This window comes from Streptomyces sp. NRRL S-1022 (genome assembly GCF_000720135.1).
In the GTDB taxonomy this organism is placed as follows: Bacteria; Actinomycetota; Actinomycetes; order Streptomycetales; family Streptomycetaceae; genus Streptomyces.
This window is the reverse complement of record NZ_JOIU01000026.1, coordinates 111,986-133,583: the sequence shown is the minus strand read 5'-3', so window position 1 is coordinate 133,583 and position 21,598 is coordinate 111,986. Positions and strand designations below refer to the sequence as shown.

The following is a 21,598-nucleotide window of genomic DNA, read 5'->3' as shown; positions in this document are numbered from 1 at the left end:
TGATTCGGGCGGGTCTGGTCCTCGTGATGGCGACAGCGGCGCACGTGTGGCGGTGCTCGACGCGGCCGGGAGACCATGTCCCGTTCCGGGAGGCGCGGCGCTCCCCGTCGCCGGCACCGTCACCCGTCTCGGTGCGCGGGTCCCGATCCGTCACCTTCCGCAGCCAGGGTCGCCCGCACCCGCTGGTCCTCGCGAGCGGAGCCGACGTCCCGTTCCAGGGGCGTGCGGCTCACGGCCGTCGCGAGGTCCTGCAAGGCCCGCTTCTGCAGTTCCGCCCCGCGCCGCACCACCGGGCTCCGGTCCCCGGCGGCGCCCTCCCACGCGTGGAGCGCCTCCTCCACGTGCCCCCAGTCCGGATTCCTGTGCTCGCGCACGGCGTCTGCCGCCTGCGCGGTGTCCGCCTCAAGGGCCTCGGCGAACCGCTCCGCCTCGGGGATGAAACGGCTGTCGGCCCGCGGGACATGACTCTCCATGAGCATCGCCGCCCGGCCGAACCGCTTGAGGGCCTCCTGCGCATCCTGTGCCTCGCGCATCGTCAGACCCCTGGGGCGGACCGGTTCCTGCCTCGCCTGGTCGTAGGCTTCCTGCCAGGCGGCACGCGCCTCCCTGCTCGCCAGCAGGGCCCGGCGCATGTCGGCGCGATGCTCCCGGGACGGTTCGGCGTAGCTGCGGAGCACCGCGGCCGCGTAGCGGCCGTTGGCGGCGAGCCAGTCCGCGAGCCGGCCCGGCAGCCGGGGCGTCTCCCACGCGGGGAACACCACGTAGGCCAGCATCGCCAGGCCCCCGCCGAGCAGGGTGAGCACCACCCGCTCCGGGACCGTCTGCTCCCATGCCTGGCCTCCCATGCCGAGCAGGAAGACGACGTACGCGGCGGTGAAGCACTGGGAGTAGGCGTAGCCGGTACGGATCACCGTGTACGACAGCCCCGCCGAGACCACCGCCAGCGCGCCGAACACATGGGCGTCCGGGCCCAGGGCCCGCACCATCCCGGTGGCGAGCCCGACCCCCGCCAGGGTCCCGGCGAGACGGGCCACCGCACGCGCGTACGTGCGGTGGAAGTCCGGCCGCATCACCATCACCGAGGCGATGGGCGCCCAGTAGCCGTGGCCCAGGGGGAGCCGGGCGGCGATCAGATAGCCGAGCGTGGCCACCGCCGCCAGGCGCACGGCGTGCCGGAAGACGGGCGAGTCCCGGCGGAGTTCACGGCGCACCGCCCGGACGACGACCGGGACCAGCCGGAGCATGGTCGGGCGCACCAGGAACCGGGCGCCGGCGGGGCCGGGCGGGATGGGCGTCCTCTCGCGCGCGCAGCCGCTCCCGGCGATCTCCAACGCCTCGCCGAGCAGTTCCACGAGCCGCTCGGCGGCCTGCCGGGCGGGCCCCTCCAGCACCTCGTGCTCCTCGTCGACGCGCAGGACGTCCGCGCTCCCGGGCGGCACGCCGACGGGAGTGCCGAGGCGGATCGAACGGGCGGCCGCGTCCAGGACGTCGGCGGCCGCTCCGAGCAGCTCCCGCGCGCGGTCCCGCCCGGGTCCCTCCGTCGGGGCGCCGACGTCCGGGTCGGCGAGCGCGGCGACGACCGGCCGGATGCGCTCGGCTAGGCCCCGGGGGCCGTGGAGGACGGGGGGACGGGTGCGGGCCTGTGACGGCGTCACGGCGGCCGCGTCCCGGGCCGTCATCAAGGGTTCCGGGTCGAACGGGGCGGTCGGGTCGTGCCGCAGCCGGCGGGCGTAGTCCGCCACGGCGGCCAGGGCGTCGGCGAGCGCGTCACGATGCGCCCCCCAACGGCGGACCGGGAACAGCAAGATCAGCACGGCCTGCACCACACCCCCGAGCGCGATGACTCCGGCGTGCTCCAGGGCTCGCCCGACGCTCGTGGGCAGGGTGATGGTCACCAGCATGCTGCCGACCGTCGTCGCCGCGACGATCCCAGCGGTCGATCCGACGGCCCACGCCATTCCCGCGGCAAAGGCCCATACGGCCAGCAGCGGGAGGAACGTCACGAGTCGCCCCGCCGCCAGGTAGCCCACGAGGGTGCTGAGCGCCAGACCCGCGCCCGCGCCGAGCGCGATCACCTTGCGTGGTCGCCAGGTGCGCTGGAAGGTGGCCCCACCCGCGGAGTAGGCGCCGAGGGCGGCGGACGCGGCATACGCAGGGGAGATCAGCCACAGTGCCGGTCCGATGACGATCGCCACCCCGGCGGCCGTGCGCAGCGCGAGCAGGGGCTCCAGCCGCGTCTCCTCGATCGTGAGCCCGGATCGCACGACCTCCCCGAAGGCCCGCAGCCACGTCACGGACGTGAGCCTAGCCGGAACGCCCCGCCGGGTCGCTTCGGCCTGGTGGTGGTGCGGCAGCCGTAGGGCAAGGAGAGCCTCCCACGCGGTCCGCGAACCGGCCGGCGGCCGCAGCGGCCGGACGTGGTGCTGTCACTGCCGACACCGCTGAGCGTCCGCCGTCCGTCCTCCGGGCCGGGCAATCGCCGTTGGTCCAGGTCCGGCCGGAGCGCAGGCGATTGCGCCCAACTCCAACCGGGGAACGGGCAGATCGCCATCCGTCTCCCGGACCGGTCCAGGGGGGCACAGGCGGACGGCGACCCGGCTCTCCTACCGCTTGTGGCCGTTGCCGTGTCCGTTGGGATGCAGGACCACCTTGGTCCAGCCCTCGTCACGGGCGTCGAAGTGCTCGTAGGCGGTGGGGGCCTCGTCCAGGCTGAGTTCGTGGGAGACGACGAAGCTCGGCTTCGCCTTCCCGCCGGCGATCAGATCCCGCAACGCCCGGTTGTACCTCTTCACCGGCGCCTGCCCGGTGCCCATCCGCTGGCCCTTGAACCACATCATGCCGAAGTCGATCGGCACCTTGCCCTGCGCCTCCAGCTCGCCCTGGGCCTCCGCGCCGCCGGGATCCTGGGGCAGGAACACGCCCACCACGCCGATGTCGCCGGTGAACCTGACCGAGTCGATCAGGCCGTTGAGCGTGAGGCTGGCGTCCTCGTGTCCCTGGGGGTCGTGCGCCTGGTAGCCGACGCACTCACAGCCGTTGTCGGCGCCCAGACCGAGGGTGGCCTCCTTGACGACCTCCGCCGGGTTCTGCTCGGCGGTGTTGACCGGGATGGCCCCGATCTCCTCCGCCTTGCGCAGCCGGTCGGGCTGGTGGTCGGCCACCCAGACGCGGCCGGCGCCCTTGAGGAGGGCGGAGTAGGCCGCCATCAGCCCGACGGGACCGGCCCCGAAGACGATCGTCTGGTCGCCCGGTTTTACGCCGGCCATCTCGGTGGCGTGATAGCCGGTGGGGAAGATGTCGGCGAGCATCACGTAGTCGGTCTGCCGGTCGGCGGCGTCCTCACCCAGACGCAGCGCGTTGAAATCGCCGTAAGGTACGCGCAGCAGCTCCGCCTGGCCGCCCTGGTAGGGGCCCATGTCGGCGAATCCGTAGGCGGCTCCGGCGAGGGCCGGTTCCGGCTGCATGGTCAGGCAGTAGTTGGTCAGACCCCGCTCGCACTGCTTGCAGAAGCCGCACGCGATGTTGAAGGGCAGGACCACGTACTCGCCGACCTGGACCTTGCGGACGGCCGAGCCGACCTCCACCACCTGGCCCATGTTCTCGTGTCCCAGGGTGCGGCCGGACTCGAACGAGGTGCGGCCCTCGTACATGTGCAGGTCCGAACCGCAGATGTTGGTGGTGGTGATCTTGACGATGATGTCGCAGGGGTGTTCGATCTTCGCGTCCGGTACGTCCTTCACGGTGACCGTTCGCGGTCCCTCATATACCGCTGCTTTCATGATGACTTCCCTCGGTGTCGCGGCATGACCGCGGCACGACGGTGATGGAGACGGCACGAAGAGCCTGACTCCCGAAAATCGCCGAGACGGGGTCCGTGGCTCCGGCACGCCTCTGTGGCCGTTCACCCGGTTCGGGTGGAACGGGTGGTGCCGCCGCCGGCCTGCCAGGCGGAGCTTCGGCGCTCCGGCGGCGTGGCGTCCGGGTCCCCGTCGGCCCCGAGGCGAAACAGCCACGCACCGTCCGATCAGCGCAGTTCCGGGACCCGGACGACCACCTGCCGACGGCGCGTCTCCGACCGAGGTCACCAGTCAGTCACCGTGGTCGCCCTGCAGCGCGCTGCGACGTTCCTGTTCGCGCTTGGAGTAGGCGGCTGCCCGGATCGCCTCGTCGCTCTCCAAGCCCGATCCCAGCGCGCCGCCCACCGTGGCGACCGAAGCGACGAACCAGGACAACGTCCAGTACTCCGTACCGTGCAGCGGGGTCCGTGTCATGGAAGCGAACACCCGGTCGCTGAGGATGAACAGCGCCCACACCAAGTTGATGACCATCAACCCCACGTAGCAGACGAGCACCCCGATACCCACGGTCACGACCGTCGAGGCGTTGTAGAGAGCCGCCCTCTTCCTCGCCTCCGGCGATGCCTCATCCGTTCGATGCCACAGGTTCGCGTCCACGATCAACCAGCCGATCATGAGCGCGACGGACCCGACCATGGCGATCACGAGGCGCGGGGTGCCCAGGGACACGGCCAGGCTCCAGATGGTGGAGTTCACAGTGGCGACCGCTCCCGTGGCGAGTGCGGCCGCCAGGGCTTTCGACAAGCCCGGCACCAAGCGCCACGGCCGGTTGGCGCGGACCATACCGAGGAGCACCCTCAGGTAACCGCGCGGCCCGCTGACGATGTACCGAAGATCGGCGATCTCCTCCTCACCGACCTGGCCCGGACGGATAGGCGTGAGACGACCGATGAAGGGCCCCCGCAGCGGCTGACTCCCCGGAGGCCCCTCAGCCCCAGTGGCCTGCGGGCCCGCCAAGCTGAGCACGACTTCTTCCACGGCCTGCCGGGCCCTGGTCTGCAGCCGGAAGCCCCCCAGCGTGGGAAGGGACAGCAGCGCCACGCCGTGTTCGTGACTCAGATCCACCACGAGCTTGCGCCCCTGTGAGTGCAGCGGAAGGTCGGTGAGGGCCACGACGATGTCCCAATTCTCCGCACTTCCGCGTTCCATGATCCGGTGCATCAAGGCGGGCGGGTCCTCGGTCCCCGCGGTGAAGGGCTCGCTCACCACCTCGACGTCGAACCGTCGGCCCTGGTCCGACGTGTCGGCGAGCCGATCGGCAAGTATCCGGGCCATGCGCTGTGCGATCTCCGTCGGCGCGTCCGGATCCGCCAGGAGGGCCACGACCGTAACGCCCTGAGACGACACCCGCATGACTCCTTCTCGTCGGCTGCCCCCGCGATCGCACGTGCCCACAGGATGCCCCCGGGGTAAACGCCGACGCCGCGTGACACGCTGGCCCTGCCGGCGGGTGCGGGCGGTACGGGGCTGTTGTCGCCGAAGCCGGGATTCTCCGGATGCTCGTGTGAGCGGGGCCCGGTCACGGCGCCTGCCGCGCGGTTCCCGGCGCGATCAGGTACTCAGGAAGGGTGAACAAGGACGCGACGGACCCCTTCGTGCATGTCCGAGGCGCCAGTGAGAACAACCTGCGGAACATCGATGTCGACGTTCCGCGGGACGCGATGGTCGCCTTCACCGGCGTCTCCGGTTCGGGCAAGTCCTCGCTCGCGTTCGGCACGCTCTACGCGGAGGCCCAGCGGCGCTACTTCGAGTCCGTGGCACCGTACGCCCGAAGGCTGTTGCAACAGGTCGGCGCACCGCACGTGCAGGAAATCACCGGCCTGCCGCCGGCCGTGGCCCTGCAGCAGCGACGCGGGTCGCCCAGCTCGCGATCGACGGTCGGCACCATCACCACGCTGTCCAATCTGCTGCGCATCCTGTACTCCCGCGCCGGCACCTATCCGCCCGGGGCCACACGGCTGGATGCCGAGTCGTTCTCACCCAACACCGCGGCCGGCGCCTGCCCGGAGTGCCACGGGCTGGGCGTCGTGCACGACGTCGCCGAGGACCTGCTCGTCCCGGACCCCTCGCTGAGCATCCGCGAGGGGGCGATCGCCGCCTGGCCGGGCGCCTGGCAGGGCGCCAACCTGCGCAGTGTCGTGAACGGCCTGGGAATCGACATCGACCGACCGTGGCGCAGGCTCAGGAAGAAGGACCGGGACTGGCTGCTGTACACGGACGAGCAGCCCTCCGTGTACATCGAGCCGGAGGAGGACCGCATCGACTACGGCTACCAGGGCAAGTTCTGGAGCGCCCGCAAGCACGTCATGCACGTCCTCGCCGACTCCAAGAGCGAGAAGATGCGCGAACGGGCGCTCCGGTTCGTCAGGAGTGTGCCCTGCCCCGAGTGCCACGGCAGCGGACTGCGGCCCGAGGCGCTCGCCGTGACCTTCGCCGGACGTTCCATCGCCGAGATCAACGCGATGCCGCTCACCGAGGTCGTGGCGCTGCTGCGGCCCGTCGCGGGGCGGTCCGAGGCCGACGCCACCACGTCGACCGCCCGGTCCGGGGAGACGACCGAGGTCGCGGTCCGGATCTGCGGCGATCTGGTCGCGCGGATCGACGTACTGCTCGACCTGGGCCTCGGATATCTCAGCCTCGGGCGCCGCTCGACGACCCTGTCGCCCGGCGAGGCGCAGCGCCTGCGGATCGCCACCCAGCTGCGCTCGGGGCTGTTCGGCGTCGTCTACGTCCTCGACGAACCCTCCGCGGGCCTGCACCCGGCTGACGCGGAACCGCTGCTGGACGTGCTGGACCGCCTCAAGGCGGCGGGCAACTCGCTGTTCGTCGTGGAGCACGACATGGACGTCGTACGGCGGGCTGACTGGGTGGTCGACATCGGCCCCGGTGCGGGCGAGGGCGGCGGACGCGTGCTGTACAGCGGCCCGGTCGCCGGTCTTGAGCGGGTCGGGGAGTCGGCCACGAGCCAGTACCTGTTCGGGCGTGCCCAGCCGCTCGGTCACCGCCCGCGGACACCGCACGGCTGGCTGCACCTGAGCGGCGTCTCCCGCCACAATCTGCACGACGTGTCCGTCGACGTACCGCTCTGCGTACTGACGGCGGTGACGGGCGTGTCCGGTTCCGGGAAGTCGACGCTGGTGACGCAGGTGCTCGCCGAGGTCGTCCGCGGCCACCTCGGACTCGTACCCGAGGAGCCCGACGAGGCGCAGCTGGAGGTCGACGTCCAGGACGCGTCGGGGATCGAGTCCTTCGACCGGCTGGTCCGGGTCGACCAACGGCCCATCGGCCGCACTCCCCGGTCCAACCTGGCCACCTACACCGGGATGTTCGACGCGGTGCGCAAGCTGTACGCGGCGACGGACGAGGCCAGGGCGCGCGGCTACTCGGCCGGGCGGTTCTCCTTCAACGTGCCCGAAGGACGGTGCGAGACCTGCCAGGGCGAAGGATTCGTCGCGGTGGAACTGCTGTTCCTGCCCGGCACCTACGCGCCGTGCCCGACCTGCGAGGGCGCCCGCTACAACGCCGAAACGCTGGAAGTCACCCACCGCGGCAAGAACATCGCGGAAGTACTGGCGCTGTCCGTCGACGCCGCCGCCGAGTTCCTGTCCGCCGTCCCGGCCGCCTCCCGCAGTCTGGAGACGCTGCGCGAGGTGGGACTGGGGTACCTGCGGCTGGGCCAGCCCGCGACGGAACTCAGCGGCGGTGAGGCGCAACGCATCAAACTGGCCACCGAACTGCAGCGAGCCCGCCGCGGGCACGCGCTCTACCTGCTCGACGAGCCGACGGCGGGGCTGCACCCCTCGGACATCACGCTGCTGCTGCGACAGCTGCACCGGCTCGTAGACGCCGGCAACACGGTCGTCCTCGTCGAGCACGACCTGCACACGATCGCCACCGCCGACTGGGTCATCGACCTCGGTCCGGGCGGCGGCGACGCGGGCGGGCGGGTGGTCGCGGCGGGCCCGCCGGCCAAGGTGGCGAGGGCCCGCCGCAGCGCCACCGCGCCCTATCTCGCGGCCCGGCTCGCGCACTCCTGACGACAGCGCGAGGGGCTGAGCACCGGTCAGCTGGCTTCGGGGCGCGGGGTCGCGCGCGTCGCCACGCTGCGGTCCAGCCTGTGGCGGACATCGCTCGCGAGGTGTCCCGTCCGGGCCGGTTCCCCGAGGATTCCGGCGACGTGGCGCATCTTGATCGCGGGCCCCGGCCGCATGCTGGTGGGCGCGGGGCAGACCGTGGAGTCGACGCTCAGGTCCCACGCGATCGCACCCTTCCCGTCGGCCAGAGACTGGAGCCGGGTGAGGATCCGGTGCCGGGTGCCGTTCCACTGCCATCGGCGGAACAGGTCGTGGACACGGCCCCACGGCCCGTACTCGACGGGCATGTCGCGCCGACACCCTTCGGCAACGACGGCTCCGGCACCGCGCACTGCTCGTCCGTGAGATCTCCCCGCCCCATGAACCGCGATCGTTCACAGCCCGAGATCCGCGCGCCGGCGCGGTGCGCGAGTACGCCGGCTTTACGGCAACCGCGGGACCCGGCCTGCCGCACCAGTCCCGCAGCCCGGCGTAAGCGGTCGCGAGTGGCAAGAATGACTCCATGCACATTGTGATCGCGGGTGGACACGGAAAGATCGCGCGCCGGCTGACCCGGCTGCTCTCGGCGCGCGGCGACAACGTCACAGGGCTGATCCGCAACCCGGACCATGCCGACGACCTGCGCGCGGACGGCGCGGAACCGGTGGTGTGCGATCTGGAGCACGCCTCGCTGGATGAGGTGGCCGGCCACCTTGGCGGCGCCGACGCGGCACTGTTCGCCGCGGGCGCCGGACCGGGCAGCGGCGCGGCCCGCAAGCAGACGGTGGACCGGAACGCGGCCATCCTCCTCGCCGACGCGGCCGAGCGCGCCGGGGTGCGCCGCTTCCTGGTGATCTCCGCGATGGGCGTGGACAGCCCGCCGCCGCCCGGCACCGACCCGGTGTTCGCCGCCTACCTGAAGGCCAAGGGCGAGGCGGACGCCGACATCGCCTCCCGTCCGGGACTGGACTGGACGATTCTGCGCCCGGGGATGCTGACCGACGACCCCGGTAGCGGCCGCGTCACGCTCGCCGAGCACACCGACCGCGGCCAGGTGCCGCGCGATGACGTGGCTGCGGTGCTCGCCGCCCTGCTCCACGAGCCCAGGACCGCCGGGCGCATCCTCCAGCTGATCAGCGGGTCCACGCCGGTGGAGGAGGCGGTGCGCGCCGTGGCCGGCGGCTGACGCCGCACTCCGCCTCGCCCGGGTGCGGGTGAGGCGCGGTACGACGGCGGTCACTACCCCCACGGCGAGATCGACGCCATCGACATCCGCCGCGGCGGGAGCAATGAGTCGGGACGGTGCGTCCTCACCGAGAAAGGGCGATGAGGACGGCTGCGGCCACCGCAGCGGCCACGCCGCCGATCACCACACGTGCTTTGCCGGCGCGCCCGAGGCCGTTGATCTTCGGCTGCAGGCCGTTCACCGTCGGTGCCGACGACCTGGCGACGGCCGATGGTGCGGGCGCTGCCCGGCCGCGGATCGCCTCTCCGGACGACGCTGGAGCGCCGTTCGTACGAGAGGCCACAGACGGCCTGAGAGGGGGAGGATGGACGTGAGCGACGAAGGAGGCCCGTCATGAAATCCGGAGCCCCTGATTACGACGCGTGGTACTCGCGCACACCCTCGCAGGCCGAGGGCGAGCGGGACGAGACGGGCGAGCGTACCGCAACGGAACAGCACCCGGACGTCCCTCGGAGCGAGCCATCCCAGGCGGAGGGCGAGCGGGGGGACGACGCCTAGCCCCACTGGACGATCCGTCGCCGGGGGCCGGGTGAGGGTGCACTTTTTCCGGCGCTGTCACCGGTTCCCGGCCCGCCTGCCGTCCAGCAGTCCGTGCAGGTGCGCGGCGGCGTTCCGCCCTGGACGACCGGGACGAGTGGAGCGAGCACCGGCGGAGACCCAGGGGCGTCGTGTTCAGATGTCGGCTGCTGCCGCCCGGATATCCTGTCGAGCCTGCCCCATCAGCTCGTTCAAGTCGCCGACCTCAGGAGTGAGTTCCCGCGCGCGCGGCGCGATCTGCTGCAGCCATGCCGCAGTGGCCAGGGCCAGGTCGACGGCCTCCCGGGTCCGCTCCTCGCCGAGCAGTTTCTCGACCTTGAAAGCAATGCTCGCGAGCGTGTCGTCATCGGTGGCAGGTACCAGGTAGGGCTCCAGGCCCGGCGGATACGGCGTCCGCTCCCGGTACTCACGCATCGCGGTCACGACCGCGGGCACCGCGCTGTACCTGTCGAGGAGGCCCATGAAGATGTACAGGCGGGCCACCAGCCGTGGCAGGCCGGGGTGCCGATCCAGCCAGGCCATCAGCTCGCGCTGATCACCGAAGTGGTCCGTGATCTGCGACATCTCCTCCGCGACCCGGTTGGGCCAGGTCCAGTGGAAGGGCAGCAGCCGCGCCACCTGATGGGCGAGCGCCGCCTCGCCCTCCGCGTCCAGCGTGCCGGCGACGAATTCGGCGACCTGCCTGTGGTCCAGTCCGTAGTCGGCCGGCGCCGCCCGGTCCTGCGAGCTCTGTGACGAGTCGTGGCGCAGACGCAACAGCTGTGTGCCGATCTTGTTCAGTATCCGGTTCCGCATGGTTCCTCCCAGCTCGCGATGTGTTCTTCATCGTCCGGAGCGGCCGAACGACCAGTTCCTGCTCGGATCCACGCGACCGCCACCCCACCCCCGCAGTTCGCCGGACCGCAGCGAACGCAGCAGACCTCCCAGGCAGTCTCAGCCGTTACGCGAAGGCACCGGTCCGGCGGGCGCCATGGCGCGGGAGGGAGTCAGACCTCGACCTCGAAGGCGTCGTCGGTCGCTGTGACGTCCGCGAGTGGGCGTCCACGCGGCTGCGGACGCGGCGCCGCCCACCGTGGACACGAGCAATCCGCTCATCTGATTGAGCGTCGCCGAATTCAATAAGCGGACTGCGGGCCCCCGAGGCGCCGCTGCGTTGTTCCGCCACCGCGGTGGCTCCGCAGGGGCATGGTCATCGTTCTTCGTCTCCGTCTTCTCGTGGGTTCGCGGCAGGCCGCCTTCTTCACCCGGGGTGGCGGACCGGCCGGGCCAAGGCGCCTGCTTCGGCAGAGGAGCTCATGGTTCGCACCTGGGCACGCGGTTCTGTTCCGCGCTTCCGGGGGGCTTCCGCGGTGGTCCATTGTGTTCACCGTCCTGCAGCGGTTCGCCGGCCCGCCATCGCTTGCTCGACCCACGAACGCACCTCGAAGGCGCCGACTGACCCGTGGATTTGTCTGTGTCGACCTTGACGGGCGTGATCCGTCCGGCGAGGTCGCGGGCGACCTGTCCGAGGGCGCGGGGCTGACCATGCGGCAGGGGCCGCACCAGGTGGCCCACGCCGGGTTCCCACCGGTGCACACGGAGAGTCGCAAGCACTCCCCAGGGTGACGAGCCGGGTTGCTCCACGCCTGCGTCTGGCGAGTCAGGAATGCACAGGTCCGGTCGCCCCACGAGTACGGAGAAATGATCGACACACTGCGGGTAAGCCGGCCCGCGAGTGGGTACGCGACATGCCGCTCGGTTCTCTGAAGGCTTCGAGGGACGGAGTGATCCCATGGTCGCCAGCCGGGCGCACAGCCTGTACCACCGCTACTCCCACCGGAAGGGCAGCCTTCCGCGGGGCAGCGCCGGGCGGCACCCCGCGGCCGCGCGCGGAGGGCCCCGCTCACCCGCTCGCACCCCAGCCGACCATGCACTCCATGAACTGGTCGCGCTCTCCCGCGCCCTGTTCGGCACTGCGGACGAAGTCGAGATCCTGCGCCTGGCCATGGACCACATAGCCGCCACGGGGCCGTACACCGCCGAGGCCGGATACCTCAAGGTGGGCGGCGACCTGGTCCCGCGTCCAAGGGACGGGCAGATGCCTGCCTTGGCCGTGAGCCGGAGGGTGCGGGAGCTGGCCGGGCAGGACGGCAACGTGACCGTACCCGGCAAGCCCTGGGGCCGGGCCCTGGGGCTGCGCGGACTCGAGGGACTCCACGGCTACCTCGTGGTGACGTCCCGTTCCCGGCCCACCGCGGCCGAGCGATCTCTGCTCGCCACGCTCGTCCGCCACACCGCTGCTGCACTGTCAGTCGCTTGCGCACATCGCCGCCGACGCGAGGACGTGCTGGAGCTGCACCGACTGAGGGACGAACGCACAGCCCTCCAGCTGCAGCTGATCTCTGTGGCGGCTGAGCTGGGCTACGAGCGAGCCGTTCACGCGTTCATGGCCGGCGTCGCTGCCTCGGGTGGCGGCGAGGAAGCCGTCACCCGCGCACTGCACGGGTTCACCGGACTTCCCGCGCTGGTCGAGGACCGCTTCGGTCGGCTGAGGTCCTGGACCGGCCCCAGCCGCCCCGTCCCCTATCCCGAACCGGACCCCGTGCGCCAGGACGAAATGCTGCACGCCGTCGCCCGTCAGGCCGGGCCGGTGCGGATAAGGGACCGGCTGATCACCCTGATCCGCCCGCATGGCGAGATCCTGGGCGTGCTGGCCCTGGTCGATGCCCGGGAGGAGGCCGACGAGCACACCGTGCTCGCGCTGGAACACGCTGCCGCGTCACTCGCCCCGGAGCTGACGCACCTGCGCCATCTGGCCGAAGTGGAGCTGAGGCTGCACCGCAAGCTGGTGGACGACCTCCTGGCTGGGACGGACGAGGCGAGCGCCTACGCCCGGTCCGAGGCAGTCGGACACGACCTGCACCGCAGCCACTACGTCGTCGTGGTGCAGTGGTCGAACCGGACCGCCGACGATTCCTTCGCACGGACCGTGGAGCGGGCGGCCTCTTCCGTGGGCATGCGCTCGCTGCTGACCCGACGCTCCGACCACGTCGTCCTGGTCGCCGACGACAGGCCGCACGCCCGCGCGCTGTACGAGGCGCTCGCCCGGGAGACCGGAACACGGTCCGGGACGATCGGGGTGAGCGCCCCTTCCGACTCCCTGAACGGCATCCCCCACCACTACCAGGAGGCGCTGCGCGCCCTGGAAGTGCGCCGCCACTCCCGCGAGCGCTACGGCACGACGTTCTTCGACGAACTCGGCCTCTACCGCATCCTGGGACCCGGCAACGATTACCAGGAACTGGAGACGTTCGTACAGGAGTGGCTCGGGCAGCTCATCGACTACGACTCCCGCCACCAGGCGACCTTGGTGGAGACCCTGACCCGGTACTTCGACTGCGGCGGCAACTACGACGAGACCGCAGAATCCCTCGCGATCCACCGCAGCACGCTGCGCTATCGGCTCCAGCGCATCCGCGACATCAGCGGCAACGACCTCGCGAACGTCGAGGACCGGCTCAACCTCCAGGTGGCGACCCGAGTGTGGAAGATCGTGCTGGGGCCCGGCTGACGCCTCGCTGGAACTCCTGTGGGAGTGGTGTCAGCAGCGCTGCAGTGTGTGGGCCGGGCGGCGGCGACCTGGTCGAGCAGCCGGGTGCCGGCCGCGGAGTCCCGGATACCGGCCGTGGTGACCAGCACCGCCGGGAGGAGGCCGACGGGCCGGTCACGCGTCGCTCGCGGCCCACGATCTACGCAGCCTGTCCCGCTCCCACACCACCAGCTCGCCATGGAGAGCGCGGTCGGCCGGCTCGTAGGTCAGCCCAGCACCTCTTCGATCGGGGCGTCGGCGTCCACGTAGCGCACGAGCTTGCGGTTCGCGAATTCCACGATGCCCATGTCGCCGAGTTCGCGCCCGTAGCCGGAACGGCTGATGCCGCCGAAGGGCAGCTCCGGCCGGGACGCCGTCGGGTGGTTGATCCACACCATGCCCGCCTCCAGTCGGTCCGCGACCCCGCGAGCACGTTCCGGGTCGGCGGCGAAGACCGCACCCCCCAGGCCGTAGGGGGAGGTGTTGGCCAGCGCCACGGCCTCGTCCTCGTCGGCGACCCGGTAGACGGCGGCGACGGGGCCGAAGAGTTCTTCCCGGTAGGCCCGCATGTCCGGTGTGACGTCGGTGAGGACGGTCGGCTCGACGAAGGCGCCCGGCAGGTCGGGCCGCCCGCCGCCCAGCACCACCGTGGCTCCCTTGTCCACCGCGTCACGGACCTGCTCCATCAGGAGTTCGGCCGCGGCCTCCGAGGACAGGGGGCCGAGCGTGGTGGCGGGGTCGGCCGGATCTCCCGGCTGGACCTCGCCCATCCGGTCACGCAGCCCGGTGAGGAAGGCGTCGTAGACGTCGGCAAGGGCGATGAAGCGCTTGGCCGCCACGCAGCACTGCCCGGTGTTGCCCATCCGGCCCAGGAACGCGGCGTAGACGGTGCGGTCAAGGTGGTGACCGTCCAGCACGATGAAGGGATCACTGCCGCCCAGCTCAAGGACGGACTTTTTGACATTGCGGCCGGCGATCTCGCCCACGCTCACGCCCGCCCGCTCACTTCCGGTCAGTGATGCTCCTTGCACACGGGAGTCATCGATGATCTTCCCGACGTCCCTGCCCCGCACGAAGAGATTGGTATAGACCCCGCTCGGCATTCCCGCGTCCGTGAACAGCTGCTCGAGTGCCAGTGCGGACTGGGGGCAACTGCTCGCGTGCTTGAGCAGGATCGTGTTGCCGAGGACGAGGTTCGGACCCGCGAATCGGACCACCTGGTACAGCGGGAAGTTCCAGGGCATCACACCGAGAAGGACGCCGAGCGGCTCGTTCACCAGCACCGCCGTGCCCCCGGGCACCGGCAGGGGTCGCTCTTCCAGCAGCTCGGGACCGTGCTCGCCGTAGTAGGTGAGGATGTCGGCCGCGAGGTCGACTTCTGCACGGCTCGAATTGATCAGCTTGCCGACCTCAAGGGTCAGGAGTTGCGCCAGTTCCTCCTTGCGCTCCCTCATGAGCCGGCCGGCGCGTTGCACGAGGGCCCCCCGGTCGGCCGTCGACCGGGCGCGCCAGTCCGGAAAGCTCCGGTGCGCCGCCTCGATCGCGCGCTCTACGTCCTCCGCGCTCAGCGCCGGGAACTCCCGAACCCTTTCACCGGTGTACGGGTTGACCGTGGCGATGGGGCTTCCCTGGCCAGTGGCATGGGCGTCCATGGCGCCTCCCTGGAGTCGGGGCACCTCGGGTTTCCATGCCCAAGCCCGTTCACACCTGCTGTTTTGTCCTATTCCAGGGCAATTTATGGCACCTGGAGCCCCTGTGGTTCCCGTCGAACGTCCAGAGCGCCACAGAGGTGTCAAGCTGTGGGTGGTCGTGGTCACCACCGTCCGGGCGCGGGCCGGGTCGGCGTGGCAGGCTTGTAGGGGTCCGCGCCGTTCGTCGCAACATGGCAGCGAAGGAGGACGACGCATGGATGAGCAGGAATTCGTCCGTACCGTCGCCGAGCGCACCGGACTGAGCCGGCAGGAGGCGGCGGACCTGACCTGGGCCACGCTCGAGACGCTGGCCCACAGGCTGAGCCCCGGGGAGGCCAGGGACCTGATCACCGAGCTCCCCGAGGGCCTCGCGCAGGCGGTGCGCCGGGGAACCACGGACCGCATCGAGCGCTTCGGCCACCACGACAGCGTGCGGCGCGTGGCCGAACGCACCATGCTCAAGGAGGAGGAAGCCGACCGGGGTGTGCGGACCGTACTGGCCGTGCTCCGGGAGGCGATCAGCGAGAAGGAGTTCAACGACCTGATGTCGCAGCTCGGAACGGACTTCTCCCAGGCCATCGAATCCACCGGGTGACCCAGGAGCCTTCGTCACGGCGCCCGCGTCACGGCGCCGACGGCCCGGACGCTGCGTGTGCGCAGGAGCGCGGCGGCTGACGCGCGCGGACCGCTGGTCCGTCGCGGCTGCCATGGCGCGAGGCGCACACGACGGTGTGGTCATGACGGCTGGCGTGCCCGAGACGTCGCCCGGCGGATCCGTGCGCGTCGTACTGGTGGCCGACCCCGGTCTGCCGTCGGAGATCGCCCGGGCTTTCGCGCCCCCGGTTGCCCGACCATCTCCGCCGGGCAGTCCGTGCTCGGGTCGGATGGCAGGTCGACACGACGACCGCCCCGCTCGGCGTGAGCGAGCAGGCCGACGTCTCCGACTTCGCCGAGGCCGTCAGAAACCACCTCGGCGTCGAGGCCGGCACCGCGCTCCGTGCCGTGCGCACCTTGGAGTCCGCCTTCGGCACCGGGTGCGGCAGGCCGTCGTGGATGTCGTCCGAGAGCTGGTCGCGCACGAGGAGACGCCCAGGCAGCCGGAGGCGATCGGCCGCCCCGCGCGAACCGGTACCGGACACCCGTCCCGGCCCCGAGCAGCCCCGGCGCTACGTCGTGCCCGGCCCGCGCGGCCACGCCCGACTCGTCGTCGAAAGCGTCAGCGGATGCTGCGGCAGAATGTCGCGGCCGGAGCCGGAGCCGGGGGTGCGGGCAGCGGCGAACGCGGGCGGGGAGGCGATGTCGTCGCGTACCTCGGAATGGGCCTGTCCTCCGACCTGTTCGACATCGCCCTGCGGCATTTCGCCGTGCAGACCGCGGTGATCGGCTTCGCGACGGTCCTCTCCTGCGGCGCATGCGACACGGCTGTCTGGGAGGCGCGGACCTGGGCACTCGGTGCGGGTGCGCGTGACACGGATCCGCGGCAGACGGGAGGCCCGAGATGTCTGCGGAATCGGCCGGAACGATCGCGCTCCCCTCCGGTGAGGAGATCGCGGCGCTCGGGCAGGGCACCTGGTACCTGGGCGAGGACCCGGCCCGGCGTGAACAGGAGATCACCGCGCTGCGGCTGGGCGTGGACCTGGGCATGACCGTCGTCGACACGGCGGAGATGTACGGCGACGGCGCAGCCGAGGAGCTGGTCGGGGAGGCCCTCCGGGGGCACCGGGAGGAGGTCTTCCTCGTCAGCAAGGTGCTGCCCGGCCACGCCGACCGGAAGGGCACCGTCGCCGCCTGCGAGGGCAGCCTACGGCGGCTCCGTACGGAACGGCTGGACCTCTACCTGCTGCACTGGCGGGGACGGTGGTCACTGGAGGAGACCCTTGCGGGATTCACCGACCTGATGGAGGCGGAGAAGATCCGTTACTGGGGCGTGAGCAATCTGGACGTCGCCGACATGGCCGAGCTGACCACCCTCCCCGGTGGTGACGCCGCGGCCGTCGACCAGGTGCTGTACAACCTCTCCCGGCGCGGCATCGAGTGGGATCTGCTCCCCTGGTGCCGCGAGGCCGGGGTGACGGCCATGGCCTACTCCCCGATCGAGCAGGGGCGGCTGCTGAAGGTCGAAGCACTGGGTGCCGTGGCCCGGGCCCTGGGAGCCACGCCGGCCCAGGTGGCGCTCGCCTGGGTGCTGGCACAGGGGGTCGCCGCGATCCCGCGTTCCGGATCACCCGGCCACGTTCGGGAAAACCGCGGCGCGCTGGACCTCCACCTGCCCACCGAGGCGCTCGACGCCCTCGACGAGGCGTTCCCGCCACCCAGCGGGCCCACGCCCCTGGAGATGCTCTGAAGGAGTTGACAGGATGGCGCGCCCGCTCGTCGTCGGAATGGGAGGTTCGCTGCGCGCCCCGTCGACCAGCCTCACCGCACTGCGTGTGGCGGTCGAGGGGGCGGCCGATGCGGGTGCCGACACCACGGTGATCGACCTCAAGCGGCTGGCTCTTCCGTTCTACACGTCGGAGCACGGGATCCCTGCGTCCGCCCGCCGGTTTGCGGACACCGTTCAGGCCGCCGACGCCCTGCTGTGGAGCAGCCCGACATACCACGGGTCGGTCAGCGGCGCGTTCAAGAACGCGGTGGACTGGCTCGCCCTTCTGGCCGACCACGACCCGCCCTACCTCAGCAACAAACCCGTGGGGATGCTGACGACCGCCGGTGGAGTGCAGGGCCTGCAGGCGATCAACGCGATGGAGTTCATCGTGCGGTCGCTGCGCGGCTGGGCCGTGCCGCTGGTGTTCGCGGTCCCGCGGTCCTCCCGGGTCTTCGACGGCGACGGACGCCTCACCGACCAGGCGGTCGCGGACCAATTGCGCGGCCTCGGCGCGGAGGTGACCAGGGCGGCCCTGCAGTTCCGGGCGGAGGGCACGTGCGACTACGCGCAGGAGCGGCCGTCCGGGGCCGTTCGGGACTGAGCCCGGCCCTGTCACGCGGGGGGCGCCGGGGCCGTGCTTCCTCAGGGCCCGGTCCGCTCCACGGGTCGCCGGTGCTCGCCGCGCGCCCCGGAGCGCCCGGGTGGGAAGTGCGGCAGCACGTGTTCGGCCAGTTCGTCGATCACTTCGGCGACCGGACGGCGGCTGTGCTTGAAGTTGATCATCAGCTGGTCGATGCCGATGTCCTGCCAGGCCCGCATCATCGCCAGGAACGACACCCGGCCCACCGAGAAGCCCTGATGGATGCGCCGGGGCAGGGCCAGCGGGTCCGCGGTCAGATCCAGATAGGTGGCCTGCGCGTACGGCTTGAACCCACCGCCATCGCCCCGGGTCAGCTCCCGCCACCGCTCGATGTTCTCGGCCTGCTGCTGGAGCGGCGGGGTGTAGTACAGCCAGCCGTCCGTGTTGTCGGCGATCCACCGGACGTCCTGCCTGCCACGTCCCGTCATCAGTACGGGGATCCGCCGGTACACCGGCTTGGGCAGCAGATCGGTGCCGAGCATCCGGCCGAGCGGCGACTCCACGTGCGGGAAACGGTGCTCCAGGACGATACAGAAGTACTCCAGCGACTGCTGGAACCTCTCGGCCCGGCCGCCCAGGTCCTGACCGAAGGCCGGGAACTCCACGGGCCGGTCACCGGTGGCCACCCCGAGCAGGAGCCGTCCGCCTGACAGCTGGTCCACCGAGGCGGCCGCCTTGGCGGTGTGCAAGGGATGCCGCAGCGGCATGACGATGCTGGCGGTCCCCAGTGTGATCGAGGTGGTGCGGGCACTGAGCTGCCCCAGGTACACCCACGGGTCGAAGACCTGCCCGGCGTCCCCGAAGCTCGGGTCCAGCAGCGGCACGTCACGGACCCACACCGAGGCGAAGCCGGCCCGCTCGGCCTGCTGGATCCGCTCGATGTGCCCGGCCAGGGACGGCACGGGCCCTTCGAAGCCCTCCAGGGGCGTGATGGCGCCAACGGTCATCCTGCCGCCCGGATACGCCCTGGCCATGGCAGCGTGCTCGGAGAACGGCCGCTGCGCCCCGCCTTCGACGTCCACGGGTGCGCCGGCTGAAGAAACTGTCGATCGTGTCATGCGATCCTCCGGCGATCTCATGCCGAGTCAAGGCGCATAAGGGAGACGAGCATGGTGCTGCAGGCGTCCTGGGAAAGCACGGTGAGGTGGTGCGGCCGGTGGCCGTCCACCCGGGTCCGCCAGTCGGAGATGACCCGCACGTCGCGGAGGAACAGCCCCTGCGGCACCTCGGCCTCCATGTCGCCCGAGGTGCCCGAGACGCAGAACGTCCGCCCCTCGACCAGTGTGACGGTGGCCGTCGTGACTACGGCCGGTTCCGTCTCCTCGACGATGGCGCCGGCCTCGTCGGTCATGGCTCCCTCTAGCCCGGGGCGCCGAGGAGAGCCTCGAAGTCCCGGGGCAGCTGGGATAGTACGTGGCGGAACTCGCCATCACTGACCGCGTCCCTCAGGGTGCTCAGCTCCGCCCGTACGCCCTCGCGGGCCTCGTCCGGGCTCACCCCTGCTCGCCTGCTCACCCGGTTGATGAACTCGTCGAGTCCGAAGGGCTCGGCCTCCGGAGTGGGAGAGACCAGCGTTTCCTTCAGCGGCTTGGGCAGTTCGGACGCGAGGTCCCCGGCCTCCCCCCGGGTGAGCCGCTCGGCCAGGGTTTCCAGGGTGGCGCGGGTGAGGGGCTCCGCCTTCTCCGGGGGGACAGGGGCGCGCCGGGTGATGGTGTCGAGGAAGGTGTTGTAGTCCATGAGCCGTCCTTTTCCTGAAGCATTGCAACTGCCTGGCGTGGGACTTGAAACAGCCACCGGATAGGGTGCGCCGTGCGTGTGGGGTGGCGGGCTGATGCCCGTCATGGTGCATGCGCCTCGGCAGAGGCCATTTCCATGCTCCGCATGTGGGCTACACCCTGCCTGCTCCCGGCGGGCGGAAAGGTGGCGGGCTCCATGGACCTCCGAGCACAAGTGCACATGGCTCCGCCACGGCCAAGGGGACACCGGCGCCGGTCTGCCGGATGTGCGCCAGGGCGCCGTGTCCGTGGGCGCGGTCGGCGCGGCTCTCATTCGCACCCACGAGATGAGCATGACCTCGTCGGACACGGTGCTGGCCCGCCCCGCTTCCTCCAGGGCCCTCGAAGCGGTCAGCGGCTCTCGTTCGAGGCGCTGCAACGCCGCGCAGCTTCCTGCGGAGGGGCGGCCGTGCGGCCGGCCGGGGGATGCCTGCGCATTTCATGCTGCTCTGCCAGGGTAGGAGGGGGTGTTCTTTTTCGGCCCGGGGTGTGGAGGCGCTCGGCAGGCGGGCTCTGCGAATCTCGACCGGTAACAGCCGATGGCGGCGCTGGCGGGAGCGAACGACGCCGTCCGGTTCCCGGTGAGGAGGCGAGAGGCATGACCGTGATGGGTGTGTCGAAGTTCGAGAGGTTCTTCCGCGCCGCCGCAGGCCTCGACGTGGACAAGAACGACCTGAAGCGGTACGGCGACTTCGTCGACGCCAAGCTCTACGACCTCCTGGTTGTCGGCCAGGCGTCGGCCAAGGCCAACGGCCGGGATACCGTCGAACCGTGGGACCTGCCGATCACCAAGGGCCTCCAGGAGAGCATCCACCGGTTCCGGCGGCTCGACGAGGAGGTCGAGCTGAAGCCGATCCTGGAACAGCTCGCCGCGCACCCTCCCCTCGACAGGACACCCACCCAGGAGACCGAAGAGCGCTACCCCGAGATCATCGGCGGTCTCAGTGTCGCCCTCGCCGAGACGTTCAGAATCATGTATCCGGATGTCAAGAACCCGCAGACCAGCCACTGGGACGGCGTGACCGCGGTGTTCGACTCGCTGCTGTAGCAGTCGGAACATCCGTGAGCCCCGCTACCTCATGCCGGGCCGAACCCTGAGCTACCCGCCGAACCCGAACCGTCGTCCCGCCTCCTGTCCTCGCAGACCGACCGCCGGTGCCGCTTTTCGACCCGCTGGGCGCAGGCGGGGTGACCGGGCGAACAGCCACTCTGGGGCCTGTCGGGACCACTCGGCGGTCCGTCGGCGGAAGGAGTGGCCATGACCGAGCAGGCCCGCAGGGCCGTTGCCTCGTACTCCACGTACCAGGAAGCCGAACGTGCCGTCGATCACCTCGCCGACCAGGGCTTTCCCGTCCAGAAGGTGGCGATCATCGGTCGGGACATACGCCTGGTCGAACAGGTGGTCGGTCGAGTGGGGCACGGGGAGGCCGCCCTCCACGGCGCAGCCACCGGAGCGCTGCCCGGCGCACTCGTCGGCTGGATCTTCGGGCTGCTGAACTGGCTGAATCCGGTCGTCTCCGGTCTGCTCCTCGCCCTGTACGGGCTGATCTTCGGAGCGGTCGTCGGTGCGCTGCTCGGCGTGCTGTTGCACACGGCCCAGGGCGGCCGCCGGGACTTCGCCTCGGTCCGCTCGATGGAGCCCAGCCGGTACGACGTCGTGGCGGACGAGGACGTCGCCGATGAGGCCGTCCGGCTGGTCGCCGGGCTGGACAGCGGGTCCGGCGCGAACACGGAGAGCGCCTCCTCCGGGAGCCGGCGCCCGCGCGGCGACCCCGCCCCCAGCTGAACGAGTTTCGAAGCCGGGCGGACAGGGCCCGGAGGACGAACGGTCGCCGACGGACGTCGA

At 71.1% G+C, this 21,598-nt stretch carries 18 protein-coding genes; 9 read left to right on the top strand and 9 right to left on the bottom strand.

The genetic code is table 11. The annotated features are described in order from the left end of the window. Window positions 1-119 precede the first annotated feature (119 nt). The 3 genes from IG05_RS0132080 to IG05_RS0132070 all read right to left on the bottom strand — a co-directional run bounded on the left by IG05_RS0132080 (window position 120) and on the right by IG05_RS0132070 (window position 5,210). Complete coding sequence (locus IG05_RS0132080; RefSeq protein ID WP_030347555.1) at window positions 120-2,294, bottom strand: FUSC family protein; 2,175 nt, start codon at window positions 2,292-2,294, stop codon at window positions 120-122. 309 nt (window positions 2,295-2,603) lie between these two features. Then, window positions 2,604-3,779: a glutathione-independent formaldehyde dehydrogenase gene (locus tag IG05_RS0132075; RefSeq protein ID WP_030347554.1), complete on the bottom strand. Its 1,176-nt coding sequence runs from the start codon at window positions 3,777-3,779 to the stop codon at window positions 2,604-2,606. Between the two features lie 309 nt (window positions 3,780-4,088). Then, entirely contained in the window at window positions 4,089-5,210 is a 1,122-nt protein-coding gene (locus IG05_RS0132070; RefSeq protein WP_030347553.1) for a hypothetical protein, read from the bottom strand. Between the two features lie 215 nt (window positions 5,211-5,425). Between IG05_RS0132070 and uvrA the strand changes: the two genes are divergently transcribed. After that, window positions 5,426-7,894 carry an excinuclease ABC subunit UvrA gene (gene uvrA / locus IG05_RS0132065; protein WP_030347552.1) on the top strand — a complete coding sequence of 823 codons (2,469 nt, stop codon included), beginning with the start codon at window positions 5,426-5,428 and terminating at the stop codon, window positions 7,892-7,894. Window positions 7,895-7,920: 26 nt separating this feature from the next. Here the strand turns inward: uvrA and IG05_RS50720 are convergent, their stop codons facing one another. Further along, entirely contained in the window at window positions 7,921-8,238 is a 318-nt protein-coding gene (locus IG05_RS50720; protein WP_051790488.1) for a hypothetical protein, read from the bottom strand. A 215-nt stretch (window positions 8,239-8,453) separates the two neighbouring features. Between IG05_RS50720 and IG05_RS0132055 the strand changes: the two genes are divergently transcribed. Both IG05_RS0132055 and IG05_RS48545 read left to right on the top strand, forming a co-directional pair. Further along, complete coding sequence (locus IG05_RS0132055; RefSeq protein WP_030347551.1) at window positions 8,454-9,116, top strand: SDR family oxidoreductase; 663 nt, start codon at window positions 8,454-8,456, stop codon at window positions 9,114-9,116. Window positions 9,117-9,509: 393 nt separating this feature from the next. Then, entirely contained in the window at window positions 9,510-9,674 is a 165-nt protein-coding gene (locus IG05_RS48545) for a hypothetical protein (protein ID WP_176986079.1), read from the top strand. A 174-nt stretch (window positions 9,675-9,848) separates the two neighbouring features. Here IG05_RS48545 and IG05_RS0132045 read toward each other — a convergent pair whose 3' ends face one another. Beyond that, entirely contained in the window at window positions 9,849-10,508 is a 660-nt protein-coding gene (locus IG05_RS0132045; RefSeq protein WP_030347550.1) for a hypothetical protein, read from the bottom strand. 976 nt (window positions 10,509-11,484) lie between these two features. Between IG05_RS0132045 and IG05_RS0132040 the strand changes: the two genes are divergently transcribed. Next, window positions 11,485-13,263, top strand: a complete 1,779-nt coding sequence (locus IG05_RS0132040) for a PucR family transcriptional regulator (protein WP_030347549.1) — start codon at window positions 11,485-11,487, stop codon at window positions 13,261-13,263. 245 nt (window positions 13,264-13,508) lie between these two features. Here IG05_RS0132040 and IG05_RS0132035 read toward each other — a convergent pair whose 3' ends face one another. Next, window positions 13,509-14,933 (bottom strand): NAD-dependent succinate-semialdehyde dehydrogenase, encoded by a 1,425-nt coding sequence (locus IG05_RS0132035; protein ID WP_030347548.1) that lies wholly within the window; start codon window positions 14,931-14,933, stop codon window positions 13,509-13,511. Window positions 14,934-15,186: 253 nt separating this feature from the next. Here IG05_RS0132035 and IG05_RS0132030 point away from each other — a divergent pair, with 253 nt between their 5' ends. The 3 genes from IG05_RS0132030 to IG05_RS0132020 all read left to right on the top strand — a co-directional run bounded on the left by IG05_RS0132030 (window position 15,187) and on the right by IG05_RS0132020 (window position 17,938). Next, window positions 15,187-15,567, top strand: a complete 381-nt coding sequence (locus IG05_RS0132030; protein ID WP_030347547.1) for a DUF2267 domain-containing protein — start codon at window positions 15,187-15,189, stop codon at window positions 15,565-15,567. A gap of 903 nt (window positions 15,568-16,470) precedes the next feature. Continuing rightward, a complete protein-coding gene (locus IG05_RS0132025) occupies window positions 16,471-17,316 on the top strand; it encodes an aldo/keto reductase (RefSeq protein WP_030347546.1) in 846 nt (281 codons plus the stop codon). Between the two features lie 13 nt (window positions 17,317-17,329). Continuing rightward, the gene (locus IG05_RS0132020) at window positions 17,330-17,938 is read left to right on the top strand and encodes an NADPH-dependent FMN reductase (RefSeq protein WP_030347545.1); all 609 of its coding nucleotides are present in this window, start codon (window positions 17,330-17,332) and stop codon (window positions 17,936-17,938) included. Between the two features lie 41 nt (window positions 17,939-17,979). On the opposite strand, the gene IG05_RS0132015 is transcribed toward IG05_RS0132020, so the two are convergent. The 3 genes from IG05_RS0132015 to IG05_RS0132005 form a co-directional block, all read right to left on the bottom strand. Beyond that, the gene (locus IG05_RS0132015; protein ID WP_078894651.1) at window positions 17,980-18,951 is read right to left on the bottom strand and encodes an LLM class oxidoreductase; all 972 of its coding nucleotides are present in this window, start codon (window positions 18,949-18,951) and stop codon (window positions 17,980-17,982) included. Window positions 18,952-19,052: 101 nt separating this feature from the next. Beyond that, entirely contained in the window at window positions 19,053-19,328 is a 276-nt protein-coding gene (locus IG05_RS0132010; RefSeq protein WP_030347543.1) for a glycogen debranching N-terminal domain-containing protein, read from the bottom strand. Between the two features lie 8 nt (window positions 19,329-19,336). Continuing rightward, window positions 19,337-19,714 (bottom strand): DUF2267 domain-containing protein, encoded by a 378-nt coding sequence (locus IG05_RS0132005; protein WP_030347542.1) that lies wholly within the window; start codon window positions 19,712-19,714, stop codon window positions 19,337-19,339. 636 nt (window positions 19,715-20,350) lie between these two features. On the opposite strand from IG05_RS0132005, the gene IG05_RS0132000 reads away from it, so the two are divergent. Both IG05_RS0132000 and IG05_RS42690 read left to right on the top strand, forming a co-directional pair. After that, on the top strand, window positions 20,351-20,800 hold the full coding sequence (locus tag IG05_RS0132000; RefSeq protein WP_030347541.1) for a DUF1931 family protein: 450 nt from the start codon (window positions 20,351-20,353) through the stop codon (window positions 20,798-20,800). 210 nt (window positions 20,801-21,010) lie between these two features. After that, entirely contained in the window at window positions 21,011-21,538 is a 528-nt protein-coding gene (locus IG05_RS42690; protein ID WP_030347540.1) for a general stress protein, read from the top strand. Window positions 21,539-21,598 lie beyond the last annotated feature (60 nt).

Excerpts from the sequence above, each read along its gene's own strand:
- IG05_RS0132075 (WP_030347554.1), bottom strand. The coding sequence starts at position 3,779 with ATGAAAGCAGCGGTATATGAGGGACCGCGAACGGTCACCGTGAAGGAC.
- IG05_RS0132070 (WP_030347553.1), bottom strand. The coding sequence starts at position 5,210 with ATGCGGGTGTCGTCTCAGGGCGTTACGGTCGTGGCCCTCCTGGCGGAT.
- IG05_RS50720 (WP_051790488.1), bottom strand. The coding sequence starts at position 8,238 with ATGCCCGTCGAGTACGGGCCGTGGGGCCGTGTCCACGACCTGTTCCGC.
- IG05_RS0132055 (WP_030347551.1), top strand. The coding sequence starts at position 8,454 with ATGCACATTGTGATCGCGGGTGGACACGGAAAGATCGCGCGCCGGCTG.
- IG05_RS48545 (WP_176986079.1), top strand. The coding sequence starts at position 9,510 with ATGAAATCCGGAGCCCCTGATTACGACGCGTGGTACTCGCGCACACCC.
- IG05_RS0132045 (WP_030347550.1), bottom strand. The coding sequence starts at position 10,508 with ATGCGGAACCGGATACTGAACAAGATCGGCACACAGCTGTTGCGTCTG.
- IG05_RS0132040 (WP_030347549.1), top strand. The coding sequence starts at position 11,485 with ATGGTCGCCAGCCGGGCGCACAGCCTGTACCACCGCTACTCCCACCGG.
- IG05_RS0132035 (WP_030347548.1), bottom strand. The coding sequence starts at position 14,933 with ATGGACGCCCATGCCACTGGCCAGGGAAGCCCCATCGCCACGGTCAAC.
- IG05_RS0132030 (WP_030347547.1), top strand. The coding sequence starts at position 15,187 with ATGGATGAGCAGGAATTCGTCCGTACCGTCGCCGAGCGCACCGGACTG.
- IG05_RS0132025 (WP_030347546.1), top strand. The coding sequence starts at position 16,471 with ATGTCTGCGGAATCGGCCGGAACGATCGCGCTCCCCTCCGGTGAGGAG.
- IG05_RS0132020 (WP_030347545.1), top strand. The coding sequence starts at position 17,330 with ATGGCGCGCCCGCTCGTCGTCGGAATGGGAGGTTCGCTGCGCGCCCCG.
- IG05_RS0132015 (WP_078894651.1), bottom strand. The coding sequence starts at position 18,951 with ATGGCCAGGGCGTATCCGGGCGGCAGGATGACCGTTGGCGCCATCACG.
- IG05_RS0132010 (WP_030347543.1), bottom strand. The coding sequence starts at position 19,328 with ATGACCGACGAGGCCGGCGCCATCGTCGAGGAGACGGAACCGGCCGTA.
- IG05_RS0132005 (WP_030347542.1), bottom strand. The coding sequence starts at position 19,714 with ATGGACTACAACACCTTCCTCGACACCATCACCCGGCGCGCCCCTGTC.
- IG05_RS0132000 (WP_030347541.1), top strand. The coding sequence starts at position 20,351 with ATGACCGTGATGGGTGTGTCGAAGTTCGAGAGGTTCTTCCGCGCCGCC.
- IG05_RS42690 (WP_030347540.1), top strand. The coding sequence starts at position 21,011 with ATGACCGAGCAGGCCCGCAGGGCCGTTGCCTCGTACTCCACGTACCAG.